The sequence below is a fragment of the Luedemannella flava genome, assembly GCF_039528515.1.
Lineage (GTDB): Bacteria > Actinomycetota > Actinomycetes > Mycobacteriales > Micromonosporaceae > Luedemannella > Luedemannella flava.
Genome location: NZ_BAAALT010000013.1, coordinates 67,785 through 82,501, shown reverse-complemented (window position 1 = coordinate 82,501; position 14,717 = coordinate 67,785). Strand labels below are relative to the sequence as shown.

The following is a 14,717-nucleotide window of genomic DNA, read 5'->3' as shown; positions in this document are numbered from 1 at the left end:
GCATTCAGATTCCCGCCTTGTGTGGCGGAGCCGTGTTCGGTGGAAGAGGCGATTAGGGCCGTGTCGACCCAGGCGACAAATTCGCAGGACAACCCGCTTGTGGGCTTCGGCCCGAACGAGTGGATCGTCGAGGACATGTACCAGCGCTACCTGGCTGACCCGACGAGCGTCGATCCGGCCTGGCACGACTTCTTCCACGACTACAAACCCACGGGCGTCGATTCCGCGCCCGCGAGCACGTCGGCGGCGAAGGCCGCGAAGACGACCGCGCCCACGACGCCGGCGCCCTCGTCGAACGCGGGCCCGACCGCGACCGCGCCCGCCGCGAGCGCCGCGGCCGTGAGCTCCGAGGCCCCGGCGAAGCCGGCCGCGCCCGTGAAGGCCACCGCGCCCGCGAAGGCCACGAAGGCCGAGAAGGGCCCCAAGGTCACCCCGCTGCGCGGCGTGGCCAGCAAGATCGTGCAGAACATGGACGCCTCGCTGACCGTGCCGACGGCCACGAGCGTGCGCGCCGTGCCGGCCAAACTGATCTCCGACAACCGCATCGTGATCAACAATCACCTCGCGCGGGGCCGCGGCGGCAAGGTCAGCTTCACCCACCTCATCGGGTACGCGCTGGTGAAGGCGACCGTGGCGCACCCGGAGATGAACAACTCGTTCGCCGTGGTCGACGGCAAGCCCGCCATGATCTCCCCGGAGCACGTCAACGTCGGCCTCGCCATCGACCTGGTCAAGCCGGACGGCTCGCGGACCCTCGTGGTGCCGTCCATCAAGGCGGCCGAGACGATGGACTTCCGCCAGTTCTGGCAGGCGTACGAGGACATCGTGCGGCGGGCCCGGCGCAACGAGCTGACCATGGACGACTACGCCGGCACGACGATCTCGCTGACCAACCCGGGCGGCATCGGCACCGTCCACTCCATCCCGCGCCTGATGACCGGCCAGGGCACCATCCTGGGCGTCGGCGCGATGGAGCACCCGGCGCCGTTCGCCGGCATGAGCGACGAGCAGCTCGCCGACTTCGCCGTCAGCAAGGTCATGAACCTGACCTCGACCTACGACCACCGGATCATCCAGGGCGCGCAGTCCGGCGAGTTCCTCAAGGTCATCCACGAGCTGCTGCTCGGCGAGCACGGGTTCTACGACGAGATCTTCATGTCGCTGCGCATCCCGTACGAGCCGGTGCGGTGGACGCGCGACGTGGCGCACACGACCGAGGGGCAGATCGGCAAGGCGGCCCGGGTCGTGGAGCTCATCCACGCCTACCGCGTGCGCGGCCACCTGATGGCCGACACGAACCCGCTGGAGTTCGAGATCCGCCGCCACCCCGACCTGGACGTCATCCAGCACGGGCTGACCCTGTGGGACCTCGACCGCGTGTTCCCGGTCGGCGGCTTCGCCGGCAAGCAGAAGATGAAGCTGCGCGAGGTGCTGGGCGTCCTGCGCGACTCGTACTGCCGCCGCGTCGGCGTGGAGTACATGCACATCCAGGACCCGGTGCAGCGCCGGTGGATCCAGGAGCGCATCGAGACAAAGTACGCCAAGCCCTCCACCGACGAGCAGAAGCACGTGCTCAACCGGCTCAACCGCGCCGAGGCGTTCGAGACCTTCCTACAGACGAAGTACGTCGGGCAGAAGCGATTCTCCCTCGAGGGCGGCGAGTCGCTGATCCCGCTCATGGACGAGGTCCTGCAGGCGGCCGCCGAGTCGGGGCTGGACGAGGTCGTCATCGGCATGGCCCACCGGGGCCGGCTCAACGTGCTGACCAACATCGTCGGCAAGCCGTACGAGAAGGTGTTCTCCGAGTTCGAGGGCCACCTGGACCCGAAGTCGGCGCACGGCTCCGGCGACGTGAAGTACCACCTCGGCCAGTCCGGCAAGTTCACCACCCCGGACGGCGAGCACTCGACGAAGGTGTCACTGACGGCGAACCCGTCGCACCTGGAGGCGGTCGACCCGGTGCTGGAGGGCATCGTGCGGGCCAAGCAGGACCGCATCGACCTCAAGCTGGAGGGCTACACGGTCCTGCCGCTCATGGTGCACGGCGACGCGGCCTTCGCGGGCCAGGGCGTGGTGGCCGAGACGCTGAACCTGTCCCAGCTGCGCGGCTACCGCACGGGCGGCACCGTGCACGTCGTGGTCAACAACCAGGTCGGCTTCACGACGGCCCCGGAGTACTCGCGCTCGTCCATGTACTCGACGGATGTGGCGCGCATGATCCAGGCGCCCATCTTCCACGTGAACGGCGACGACCCCGAGGCCGTGGTCCGGGTCGCCCGGCTGGCGTTCGAATACCGCCAGGCGTTCAACAAGGACGTCGTCATCGACATGCTCTGCTACCGCCGGCGCGGTCACAACGAGGGCGACGACCCGTCGATGACCAACCCGCTGATGTACCAGATCATCGACACCAAGCGCTCGGTCCGCAAGATCTACACCGAGGAGCTGATCGGGCGGGGCGACATCTCGCTCGACGAGGCCGAGGTGTCGCTGCGCGACTTCCAGAGCGAGCTGGAGAAGGTCTTCAAGGCCACCCGCGACGCCGCGACCACGGGCGCGGCCCGCGCGGTGCGCGGCGCGGTCGCCGAGCCGGAGCCGGTCGTCGACACCGGCGTCCCCGCCGAGGAGATCGCCCGCATCGGCCAGGCGCACCTGGAGCTGCCCGAGGGCTTCACCCCGCACAAGCGGGTCATGCAGCTGCTGCAGCGCCGCGCCAAGATGGCCGTCGAGGGCGACATCGACTGGGGTTTCGGCGAGATCCTGGCGTTCGGTTCGCTGGTCAGCAAGGGCGCGACCGTCCGCCTGTCCGGTCAGGACTCGCGGCGCGGCACGTTCGTGCAGCGCCATGCCTCCGTCGTGGACGCGCAGACCGGCGACGACTACCTGCCGCTGAAGACGCTCGCGGAGCAGGGCGGCGGCCGGTTCTTCGTGCACGACTCGCTGCTGAGCGAGTTCGCCGTCCTCGGCTTCGAGTACGGGTACTCCGTGGAGAACGTCGACGCGCTCGTGCTGTGGGAGGCGCAGTTCGGCGACTTCGCCAACGGCGCGCAGTCCATCGTGGACGAGTTCATCTCCTCGGGCGAGGCCAAGTGGGGCCAGCGCTCCTCCGTCGTGTTGCTGCTGCCGCACGGCCACGAGGGTCAGGGCCCCGACCACACGTCCGGCCGGCCTGAGCGCTACCTGCAGCTGTGCGCCGACGACAACATGCGGGTCGCGATCCCGACCACCCCGGCCAACCACTTCCACCTGCTGCGCCGCCAGGCGCTGTCGCCGAAGAAGAAGCCGCTGGTCGTGTTCACGCCCAAGTCGCTGCTGCGGCACCGGCTGTGCGTGTCCCCGGTCGCGGACTTCACCACGGGCGGGTTCCAACCGGTGTTGGACGACCCGGGCTTCGGCGACTTCACCCCGAACCCGTCGGCGATCACGCGGGTGATCCTGTGTTCCGGCAAGGTCTTCTACGACCTGCTGCAGGCGCGCGCCGAGCGCGGCATCACGGACACGGCGATCGTCCGCATGGAGCAGCTCGCCCCGCTGCCGGTCGACGAGATCCGGACGGTGCTGGGCCGGTACGGGAACGCCAAGGACCTGGTCTGGGTCCAGGAGGAGCCGGCGAACCAGGGCGCCTGGTCGTTCATCGCGCTCAACCTGCTCGAGCACCTCGACGGCATCCCGCTGCGTCGCGTCTCCCGGCCCGCGGCCGCGGCCCCCGCCGGCGGCTCGGCCAAGACCCACGACGCCGAGCAGGCCGCGCTCATCGAGGCCGCCCTCCCCCGTTCTTAATCTTGGACCCGTGGCGAAAAGGGACCACATAGCGACCCCTTTTCGCCACACCATGAAAGTGGAGCAGCACATGTACTTCACCGACCGGGGCATCGAGGAGCTTGCGTCCCGTCGCGGGGACGAGGAGGTCAGCCTCGAATGGCTGGCCGAGCGTCTGCGCGATTTTGTCGACCTCAACCCGGAGTTCGAGACCCCCATCGAACGGCTGGCGACCTGGCTGGCCAGGCTTGATGACGAGGATGAGGACTAAAGCCCTTATCAACGCCGTCGAAACTGGCCGACCGTAGCCTGGTAAAGGGATCTTCGAGGAGGGCCGCGGTGGCACGCAGCGTGTACCTGACCGGGCTGGAGCCCGGCGGTGGGAAGTCGACCGTGGCGCTCGGCGTCGCCGAGCTGCTCTCGCGGCGGGTGCGCCGGCTGGCGGTGTTCCGGCCGGTGGTCGGCGGCGCCGACGACCCGATCGTGGCGCTGCTGCGCGACCGTTACCAGCTCACGGACGCCGGCTACGGCCTGACGTACGCCGAGGCGGCGGCCCTGCACAGCCAGGGGCAGCCGGACCAGATCCTGGGCCGCATCATCGACCGCTACCACGCGGTGACCGACGACGCGGACGCCGTGATCGTGGTGGGGTCCGACTTCGGCGTGGGCCCCGACGATCCGGGCCTGCCCGAGGAGCTGGCCATGAACGCCCGGCTGGCCAACGAGTTCGAGGCCGTCGTGATCGGCATCGTCGACGGGTGCAACCGCACCGCCGAGGCGGTCGCGGGCGCCGTGCGCAGCGCGTACCACTCGCTGGGTGAGCTGGGCACGACGGTCGTCGCGATGATCGCGAACCGCACCATCCCGCGGGACCGCTTCGCGATCCTGGAGGAGGCGCCGCTGCCCGTGCCGGTGTACGTCCTGCCGGCCAACGCGGCGATCTCGGCGCCCACGGTCGCCGAGGTGGCCGACGCGCTGGGCGCCCGCCGCCTGCTCGGCGACGACGCGGCGTACTCCCGCGACGCGCTGCGGTTCATCGTGGGCGCCGCGCACGTACCGGTGTTCCTGAGCCACCTCGCGGACGGCGGCGTGGTGATCACCCCGGGCGACCGGGACGACCTGGTCACCGCGACGTTCGCGGCGCACGCGTCGGGCTCGGTCTCGGTCGCCGGCGTGGTGCTGACCCTGGGCGAGACGCCCGACCAGCGGGTGCTCGACGTGGTCGGCCGGCTGCGCACCGACCTGCCCGTGCTCTCCGTGGAGCACGACAGCTTCACCACCGTGGCGGCCCTGGACAACCTGCGCGGCCAGCTGTCGGCCCACACGCCCCGCAAGATCGAGGCCGCGCTCGGCCTGTTCGAGTCCCACGTCGACACCCGCGAGCTGTCGCGCCGCCTGGACGTGGCCCGCTCCGCCCGGGTCACCCCCCTCATGTTCGAGTACGCCCTGATCGAGCGCGCCCGCCGCGACCCGCGCCACGTCGTGCTCCCCGAGGGCACCGAGGACCGGATCCTGCGCGCCGCCGAGGTGGTGCTGCGCCGGGGCGTGGCCCGCCTGACCCTGCTCGGGCCGCCCGAGGAGATCACCCGCCGCGCCCGGGAGCTGGGCCTGGACGTCACCGCCGCCGAGCTGGTGGACCCGGCGACGTCGTCGTGGCGCGACGAGTTCGCCGCCGAGTACGCCAAGCTGCGCGCCCACCGGGGCGTCACCCTCGACGCGGCGCACGACACGGTCAGCGACGTGAACTACTTCGGCACGCTCATGGTGCACACCGGCCGCGCGGACGCCATGGTGTCCGGGGCGACCCACCCGACGGCCGACACGATCCGACCCGCCTTCGAGATCATCAAGGTGGTGCCGGGCCTGAGCGTCTCGTCGTCGGTGTTCTTCATGTGCCTCGCCGACCACGTGCTGGTCTACGGCGACTGCGCGATCAACCCGGACCCGACGGCCGAGCAGCTCGCCGACATCGCGCTGTCGTCCGCGCAGACGGCGGCCCGGTTCATGGTCGAGCCGAAGGTGGCCATGCTGTCGTACTCGACGGGCACCTCCGGGCACGGCGCCGATGTCGACAAGGTGGTCGCGGCGACGAAGCTCATCCGGGAACGCGCGCCGGAGCTGCTGGTGGAGGGCCCCATCCAGTACGACGCGGCGGTCGACCCGGCCGTGGCGGCCACGAAGCTGCCGGGCTCCCCGGTCGCGGGACAGGCGACGGTGCTGATCTTCCCGGACCTGAACACGGGCAACAACACGTACAAGGCGGTGCAGCGGTCGGCCGGCGCGGTGGCCGTCGGGCCGGTGCTGCAGGGCCTGCGCAAGCCCGTCAACGACCTGTCCCGGGGCGCGACCGTGCCCGACATCATCAACACGATCGCGATCACCGCGATCCAGGCGCAGGGCTGAGGCATGTCGCGCATCCTGGTGCTCAACTGCGGTTCCTCGTCGGTGAAGTGGCGGCTGTTCGACGGCCCCGACACGGTCGGCAAGGGCCTGGTCGAGCGCGTCGGCACGGGCGGCCCGGCCGACCACGACGCCGCGCTGTCCGAGATCATGTCCGCGGCTGACCTGTCGGGCCTGGCCGCCGTCGGTCACCGGGTCGTCCACGGCGGCGACAGGTTCAGCGCGCCGACCCTCGTCACCGACGAGGTGTTCGCGGCGGTCCGCGACCTGGTGCCGCTCGCGCCGCTGCACAACCCGGCCAACCTCACCGGCATCGAGGTCGCCCGCAGGCTGCTGCCCGGCGTGCCGCAGGTCGCGATCTTCGACACGGCGTTCCACCGGACGATGCCGGCCTGGGCCCGGGCGTACGCGATCGACACCTCGGTGGCCGGCAAGTGGGGCATCCAGCGGTACGGCTTTCACGGCACGTCCCACGCGTACGTGTCGCGGCGGACCGCCGCGCTGCTCGACCGGCCGGTCGAGCACACCAACGTGATCACGCTGCACCTGGGCAACGGGGCCAGCGCGTGCGCGGTGGCCGGCGGGCACAGCCTCATCACCTCGATGGGCATGTCCCCGCTGGAGGGCCTCGTCATGGGCACCCGCAGCGGCGACATCGACCCGACGATCATCTTCCACCTGCGCCGGGTCGGCGGGCTCGGCGTCGACGAGATCGACGACCTGCTCAACCGGCGCAGCGGCCTGATGGGCCTGGCCGGCGACAACGACATGCGCGAGATCGAGGCCCGCCGCGACGCCGGCGACGAGGCCGCGACCCTGGCATTCGACGTCTACTGCCAGCGCGTCAAGGGCTACGTCGGCGCGTACGCCGCCCTGCTCGGCCGGGTGGACGCGGTGACCTTCACGGCGGGCGTCGGCGAGAACTCGGCGCCGGTGCGCGAGGCGTGCCTCGCCGGGCTCGACCCGTTCGGCATCGCGGTCGACCCCGACCGCAACGCGGCCCGGGGGGGCGAGCGCGTCATCTCCCCCGACGGCGCCCGGGTCGCGGTCTGCGTGATCCCCACCGACGAGGAACTCGAGATCGCCACCCAGACCCGCACGGTCCTCGCCACCACCTGACGACCCGCCCACGGCCGCTCCGGCCGGACGGGATTTCGGGTTATGGCGCCTTAGGTCGGGAATCCGGGGCGGCATTCCAAACCTAAGGCGGCAGCACCGGCCGGAACCGGACTAGCGGCGCGTAAGTTCCACGCACCTGTCGAAAGGTTTACTCGCGCCCAGCCGGCCGCGGATGCGACGGCCAGCCGCGCCCGGCCGGGGGGCCCGGCCACGAGGGCGAGGGGTCGCGCCAGGTCGGGCGGGGATCAGGCCGAGTGGTCGAGGACGACCTTCCCGAACACCGCACCCGAGTTCAGCCGCTCGAACGCCGACCGCGCCTCGCGGAACGGGTAGACCGAGTCGATCACCGGGCGGACCCGGCCCTCGGCGCACAGCGCCAGCAGCTCGGCGAGCTCGTCGCGGGTGCCCATCGACGCGCCGAGCAGCTCCAGCTGCATCGCGAAGACCCGGCGCAGGTCGATGGTCGCGAGGTGGCCGGAGGTCGATCCGGACACGACGACGCGGGCGCCCGGCGCGGCGCACTTGAGGGAGTGGTCCAGCGTCGCCGCGCCGACCGTCTCGATCACCACGCCGACGCGTTCGGGCAGACGGGCGCCGGGCTCGACGGCCGTCGCCCCCAGTTCGGCGGCGCGCTCGCGCTTGCCCGGGTCGCGGCTGGTCGCGTACACCCGCTTGCCCAGCGCGACGCCGAGCACGACGGCGGCGGTGGCGACCCCGCCGCCCGCGCCCTGCACCAGGACCGCCTCCGCGTCCGCGATGCGGCCGCGGGAGACCAGCATGTGGTACGCCGTGAGCCACGCGGTCGGTAGGCAGGCCGCCGCGGCGGCGTCCACGCCAGCCGGCAGGGGCACGAGGCACGCCTCGGGGACGGCGACCCGCTCGGCAAGGGTGCCCTGGTGACGCTCGGACAGCAGGGAGAACCCGCGGGGGTCGGCGGGGTCGGGCACGACGGGGTAGATGACCACCGGGGCGCCGTCGGGGGCGGCCCCCACGGCGTCGCAGCCGAGGATCATGGGGAGCCGGTCGGCGGGCAGCCCGACCCCGCGCAGCGACCACAGGTCGTGGTGGTTCAGGGCACTGAACCGCACGTCGACGACGGTCCAGCCGGCGTCCGCGGGGGCCGGCTCGGGGCGCTCCCCGATAACCAACCCGGCGAGCGAATTGTCAGCATCTGTCGTTTCTGCGAATACCGCCTGCATGATCACCTACACGTTCGCTGGGTGCCCAATATCTCTGTCGGCGTTCGCATGATCGCTCCCCAGAAGGGCGGATCCATCGCTTTTGCGCCCCTTGAAGAGCCGTTTTACCGGCAGTTAAACTCGCCGTCACTTGTTCGCATTGCGAGCGGGAAACCGGCTGGCCGCCCACCCGCAATGGTGGCACGCGGCCGGCATTCCTGTGCACCTGCCGTGGAGGGCGTCCGATGAGGACCGGAGCATCAGTCGACTGCCTGGGCGGCGCCGCGCTGTGCGGCGACGGCCTGACCCACCGTCGCGAGCGCTAGCCGTGTCCGCTACCCCTCAGCCCAACGCCCGCTCGACCGTGCTGCGCCCGGCCGCCCGTTCGCGGGCGCTGCGCCTCTACTCCGCCACGGTGCCGCTGCGCCTGCGGACCGCGATCCGCGCCCGGCTGTCGCCGGAGACCCGGTCGTACGTGGCGCGCCGGCTCACCGTCGCCGGCCCGCTCACCAAGGTCACCGACCGGCTCGTCGAGCTGCCCGGCAAGGCGCGGTACGCGTCCGCCATCCGCGACGGCGACCACGCGCTGGTGCATTCGCCGGAGGGTGTCGTCGCCGCCCGTGTCCGGGCCGACCTGACGCCGCTGTCCGCCCGCCGCGAGGTCCTGCGCGAGGTCATGGACATGCTCACCGAAGCGGGCATCCCGTTCTTCTGCGTGCGCGGCTTCCACGATCTGACCAGCGCCGTCGCCGTGTCCAGGAAACACCGGCCAGCCGTGCTGGCGGCCCTCACCGAGCACTGCCGCCGCGAGCCGGGCTTCCTCGGTCAGGTCTTCGACCGTCGCCTGAACCCGCTGCGCCCGGGCGACCGCGCCGCGGGCCGCCTGGCCAAGGCCGAGACCGTCCGCCTCGTCCACTACTTCACCGACCCGACCGGTTCGCTCGTGGTGGGCGATGCCGCGGGCTGCGACATCGAGTTCTGGCGTCCCGTCGACGGCCGGCTGGAGGCGCCCCGGCCGAACCGGGCCGCCGACGTCGTGGCGGCGGACGGCCCGACCGTCGTCGTCCGCGAGTCGGCGTTCAGCCGGCTGGTCACCGACGACACGCCCGGTTTGCTCGACTACCCCACGCGGCCCGAGATGCTGGGCCAGCTCGTCGACGACATCACGTTCCCGATCGACGTGGTCTACACCTGGGTGGACGGGTCCGATCCCGCCTGGCGCCGGCGCCGCGACGCCGCGCGCGGCCAGGTCACCGACGACCTCAACGACCAGTCGGCGAACGAGTCCCGCTTCGTCAGCCGCGACGAGCTGCGCTACTCCATGCGTTCGCTGTTCAACTTCGCGCCGTGGGTGCGCCACATCTACCTGGTCACGGACGATCAGGTGCCGGCGTGGCTGGACACCACGAGCCCGCACGTCACCGTGGTGAGCCACCGGGAGATCTTCGGCGACGCCGGCCAGCTGCCGACGTTCAACTCGCACGCCATCGAGACCCGGCTGCACCACATCCCCGGCCTGTCCGAGCACTTCCTCTACTTCAACGACGACGTCATGCTCGGCCGTCCGCTCGTGCCGCAGACCTTCTTCCAGGGCAACGGCCTGTCCAAGATGTTCCCCTCGCGGGCCAAGGTCGACCCCGCGCAGATCGACATCAGCGCCGACATCCCGTCGACGGCCGCGGGCAAGAACAACCGCCGGCTCATCAGCGACGCCTTCGACCGCCAGTTGACGTTCAAGATGAAGCACGTCCCACACGCGCTGCGTCGCGACGTGCTCCTGGAGCTCGAGGGCCGCTATCCCGCGGAGATCACGGCCACCGCACAGCACCAGTTCCGCCATCCCGGGGACGTGTCACTCACCTCGTCGCTCTACCAGTACTACGCGTACCTGACGAACCGGGCGGCCATCGACAACATCATCTACATGTACGTGGACCTGGCCGCGCCGGACACGCCCGGCCTGCTCCGGCTCGCCCTCGCGAAGCGCAACTACGACGTGTACTGCCTCAACGACACGGACAGCACGCCCGAAGAGATGGCGCGCCAGAGCAAGGTGCTGCACGAGTTCCTGTCCGCCTACTACCCCGTGCCCGCGCCCTGGGAACTGCCCGACGGGGACGCCCGATGATGCCAGGATCAGGCAGGCGGCGCCGGTCGCCCGCATGGTGAGCCGGAAGCTCCGGTTTCACCCACCGTCCGTGGTCGCCGACGCGCGCGGCCAGCCGACGGTGATCGCGATCGGTCGCACCGGACTACCGGGGTCCGGCGCATGGTAGGGGACCGCTGGGTGAGCGAGCGGCTGGGCGCCCCGGCGCACGAGGGATGGGCACAGAAAAGGTCATGAATAGTAAGGCAGCGAAGTCCCTGCTGGCCCGGCTCGGCCGGAGTCTGCCCGCGGGGTCGGCTCAGCGCCTGCGGCGCGCCCGCCATCAGTACCGCACCGAGGTGAAGCCGAAGGCCCGCCAGGCATGGGTGGGCCTCGCCGGGCGCATGGTCCGGGTGACGGCCGCCGGCACGACAGCGGGTACGACCTACCTCGGCGTTGCCGACGGCCACACCCTGAACCTCCAGGCCGAGTTGCCCGACTTCGACGGCGTGCCGCCAACCGCCGCCGACCTGATCTTCAGCCGGGACCGCGTCACCCGCCGGACACCGGTCACCGTACGGGTGACCGAGGACGGTCAATGGCTCGCTGAGGGCACCGTCCTGCTCGGCGACAGCCCCGGCCGGTTCGCGCTGGGCCACGGCGACTGGCAGCTCGGCCTCGCCGTGACGCTGGCGTCCGGCGAGACGCGCCAGCTCACGCTGCGCCGCTCGGTCACGCACACGCCCCGGGCGGCTGGACCGACCGCGTTGGTGCCCCCGTGCCCCGACAGCGGCACCCTCTACCGCCCGAGCGCCTCACTGTTCGGCACCTGGCAACTGACCGTCCGCGCGGGTCAGCCGTGCGCCGAGGTGGTCCGGGTGGTCCTGGACCTGGGTCGGGCCGAGGTCGTGGGCCGGTTCGTCGGCGTGGCCGACCCCACCGGCGCCACCGCGCAGTTCGTCCGCCGGGAGGACAACGCGACCCACGACGCGGCCGTCTCGATGGCGAACGGGCTCTTCTCCGTGGCCCTGCCGCTGGCCGCGCTGGCGCCGACCGAACGCGACAACGACGTCTGGGACCTGGACGTCGTGCTGCGCGGTCGGCGGCTGCGGGTCGGGCGTTACCTGCACGACCTCGAGAACCTCGACGCGGTTCTGCGGCCCGTCGAGCAGCGCATGCCGCTGCCCGGAGGCGCGACCTTCCGCCTCAGTCCCTTCTACACGCCCGCCGGCAGTCTGGCGCTCGCCTGCGCCACCGCAACACCAGGAGTTCGCGCATGAGGATCACGTTTCTGCTCACCACGGCCGACGCTATGGGGGGCACCGAACGTGCCATCTTCACGCAGGCCGAATACCTCGCGCGTGAGCACGACATCCAGGTCATCAGCGTCTTCCGGACCAGCACGGAGCGCTTCTTCGCGGTGGACCCGCGCATCAGGGTCAGCTACCTGGTGGACAACGTCGGGGCGGTCCCCCGCCCCGTCCGCAAGAGCACGCTGACCGACGCCCAGTGCCAGGCACTGGCCGCGGCGGACAGTCGTCTCATCCCCAAGCGCTGGGAGGTGGCCTTCAACAAGCTGGCGGAGATCGAGCTCGAGTACGCCCTGCGCGAGCTGGACACGGACATCCTCGTCTCCTCCTCGCCGGCGCTCATGGCGGCCACCACCACGTTCGCCCGCCCCGAGGTCATCACCGTGCACCAGGAGCACCGCCCGTCCCAGCTGCGGGTCGGCACCGGTGAGCCCCTGTTCCAGTACGCGCCCCGGCTGGACGCCCTGGTCGTTCTCACCGAGCGCACGCGGGAGTGGTTCGCCGAGAGCATGCGCGAGCTCGCTCCCCGGCTCGAGATCATCGGCAACGCCCTGCCCGGCGGCTTCCGGCCGCAGTCGAGCCGGACGGCCAAGATTGTCACCATCGCCGGCCGGATGGTGAAGGACAAGCAGATCGACCACGCCGTCCAGGCCTTCGCGACCGTGGCCGAGGACCACCCGGACTGGATCCTGCGGGTGATCGGCGACGGCCCGACCATGGTTGCCGTCCGCAAGCTCGCGGAGAGCCTGGGCCTCAACGAGAACGTCCAGTTCCTCGGCTCTGTCCAGCACATGCCCGAGGAGTGGTCGAAGTCCAGCATCGCGCTGCTCACCTCGAAGGACGGCGAGGCGCTGCCGCTGGTGCTCATCGAGGCGTTCACGGCGGGCGTGCCGGCGATCGCGTACGACTGCCAGACCGGCCCCGCCGAGATCATCACGCATGGCGTGAACGGCTACGTCATCGGCGGCGACGACGTCGACGCCCTCAGCGACGCGATCCGGCGGCTGGTCGAGGACGAGCCGCTGCGCCACGCGTTCGGCGCGGCGGCGCTCAAGGCCGCCGAGGCGTACGACCTGCCCACGATCATGGGTCAGTGGACGACGTTGTACACGGACCTGTTGCGCGACCGGCACTCCGCGGCCCGACTGGACCGCCAGACGGACCGGCTGGCCGCCTGGGTCGCGGGGACCGGCGGCTCCGGCCTGGCGCCGGCGGCACCCCGCCCGGACCGGCCGCTGTTCCAGCTCACGGCCCGCGACATCGAGCAGACGATCGCCGCGAAGGACGACTCACTCGTCCGCGCCGCGGGCCGGCTCTGCCTGGAGTCGGACGAGATCACGCCCAACGAGGCCGTCGACCGCAACCTCCGGCTGGTCGCCGACGTGCTGGACCGGCACAACGTCGCCTACTGGCTGATCCGCAACGACGGCGTCCGCCACCGCGTGGCGGTCCACGAGCGTGACCGGCAGGCCATCCTCGACGCCCTGACCGAGGGTTTCGCCGAGACCGCCGTGTACGCCGAGCTGATCAGTTATGCCGGCATCGTCTCCGGCGTGACCCTGGCCTCCCTGACCGGGACTGCCGAGGAGGGCCAGAAGTGTGGCGGCCTGCGCGTCTTCCAGCCGGTGGTGACGTCCTCACGGACGCTGCGCTTCGCCGCGGGGTACGGGTGTGACATCGAGTTCTGGCGCGAGGACGAGAGCGCGGACGGCAGCCTCAGGGCGACGCGCCGCACGCTGATCGGTGACGTCATCCCGGCCGCCGTCGTGGCCGCCACGGTCACCACCGAGTACGCCGGTCGCACGTACCCCACGCTGGCGCCGTTCACCGAGACGCTGGTGTCCGACGTGACCCTGCCGATCGACGTGGTCTACACGTGGGTCGACGGCGACGACCCGGCCTGGCAGGCGCGGAAGAACTCGCTGCTCGCCGGCCTCGGCCGGCCGCCCCTGGACGCCGCCAGCGGCAACGCCCGGTTCTCCAGCCGGGACGAGCTACGGTACTCGCTGCGCTCGGTCGCCATGTACGCCCCCTGGGTACGCAAGATCTTCCTGGTGACCGACGGCCAGACGCCGAGCTGGCTGGACACCAGCCACCCACGCATCCAGATGGTCAGCCACAAGGAGCTGTTCGGCGACCGCGGCGCCCTGCCGACCTTCAACTCGCACGCCATCGAGTCCCAGTTGCACCACATCGAGGGCCTCTCCGAACACTTCCTGTACTTCAACGACGACGTCTTCCTCGGTCGTCCGATGTCGGCCAGCTCGTTCTTCGGCCCCAACGGCGTGGCGAACTTCTTCCTGTCGCCGACCACCGTGCCGATGACGCCGCTCAGCGACGCCGACGACTTCAACTTCGCGGCCGGCAAGAACAACCGGGAGCTCATCCGGGAGGCGTTCGGGCACACGCTCACCCACGCCTTCCTGCACACCCCGCACGCCCTGCGGGTCAGCGTGCTCCGCGATATCGAGCAGCGTTTCGCGGCGGCGGTCGACCGGACGGCCAGCAGTCAGCTGCGCTCGGCCACCGACATCAGCATCCCGTCGTCACTGCACCACTACTACGGTTACTTCACCGGGCGCTCCGCGCCCGGCACCCTGCGGGTCGCCTACGTGAACCTCGGCGACGCCGCGCAGCACCCGAAGCTCAGCCAGATCCTGACGGCCCGCGACCATGACGTGTTCTGCCTCAACGACACCCACCACGGGACCGTCTCCGAGGCTGAACGGGCCCAGGTCGCCCAGGTGTTCCTCGACAACTACTTCCCGGTGGCCAGCGAGTTCGAGCGGGGCAGCCTGCGCAACCTGCACAGCGCGCGATGACCGTACCGGCCGTGGTGTCAGGCTGACGCCACCGCGACGGCGC

The 14,717-nt window shown here is 71.1% G+C and carries 8 protein-coding genes; 7 read left to right on the top strand and 1 reads right to left on the bottom strand.

Annotated features, from left to right (window positions below; genetic code table 11):
* Positions 1-135: 135 nt before the first annotated feature.
* The 4 genes from ABD211_RS03560 to ABD211_RS03545 all read left to right on the top strand — a co-directional run bounded on the left by ABD211_RS03560 (position 136) and on the right by ABD211_RS03545 (position 7,278).
* Positions 136-3,780, top strand: a complete 3,645-nt coding sequence (locus tag ABD211_RS03560) for a multifunctional oxoglutarate decarboxylase/oxoglutarate dehydrogenase thiamine pyrophosphate-binding subunit/dihydrolipoyllysine-residue succinyltransferase subunit (protein ID WP_425560336.1) — start codon at positions 136-138, stop codon at positions 3,778-3,780.
* 70 nt (positions 3,781-3,850) lie between these two features.
* Positions 3,851-4,030, top strand: a complete 180-nt coding sequence (locus ABD211_RS03555) for a DUF6104 family protein (RefSeq protein ID WP_344126142.1) — start codon at positions 3,851-3,853, stop codon at positions 4,028-4,030.
* A gap of 68 nt (positions 4,031-4,098) precedes the next feature.
* Positions 4,099-6,162: a phosphate acetyltransferase gene (gene pta / locus ABD211_RS03550; RefSeq protein WP_344126140.1), complete on the top strand. Its 2,064-nt coding sequence runs from the start codon at positions 4,099-4,101 to the stop codon at positions 6,160-6,162.
* A 3-nt stretch (positions 6,163-6,165) separates the two neighbouring features.
* Positions 6,166-7,278 (top strand): acetate/propionate family kinase, encoded by a 1,113-nt coding sequence (locus tag ABD211_RS03545; RefSeq protein WP_344126138.1) that lies wholly within the window; start codon positions 6,166-6,168, stop codon positions 7,276-7,278.
* 245 nt (positions 7,279-7,523) lie between these two features.
* On the opposite strand, the gene ABD211_RS03540 is transcribed toward ABD211_RS03545, so the two are convergent.
* On the bottom strand, positions 7,524-8,477 hold the full coding sequence (locus ABD211_RS03540) for a zinc-binding dehydrogenase (RefSeq protein ID WP_344126136.1): 954 nt from the start codon (positions 8,475-8,477) through the stop codon (positions 7,524-7,526).
* Between the two features lie 307 nt (positions 8,478-8,784).
* Between ABD211_RS03540 and ABD211_RS03535 the strand changes: the two genes are divergently transcribed.
* The 3 genes from ABD211_RS03535 (at position 8,785) to ABD211_RS03525 (ending at position 14,674) form a co-directional block, all read left to right on the top strand.
* A complete protein-coding gene (locus ABD211_RS03535; protein ID WP_344126134.1) occupies positions 8,785-10,584 on the top strand; it encodes a stealth family protein in 1,800 nt (599 codons plus the stop codon).
* Positions 10,585-10,796: 212 nt separating this feature from the next.
* On the top strand, positions 10,797-11,822 hold the full coding sequence (locus ABD211_RS03530; RefSeq protein WP_344126132.1) for a hypothetical protein: 1,026 nt from the start codon (positions 10,797-10,799) through the stop codon (positions 11,820-11,822).
* Entirely contained in the window at positions 11,819-14,674 is a 2,856-nt protein-coding gene (locus tag ABD211_RS03525; RefSeq protein WP_344126130.1) for a stealth conserved region 3 domain-containing protein, read from the top strand. Before ABD211_RS03530 ends, ABD211_RS03525 begins: the two co-directional genes overlap by 4 nt.
* The last annotated feature ends 43 nt before the right edge of the window (positions 14,675-14,717 follow it).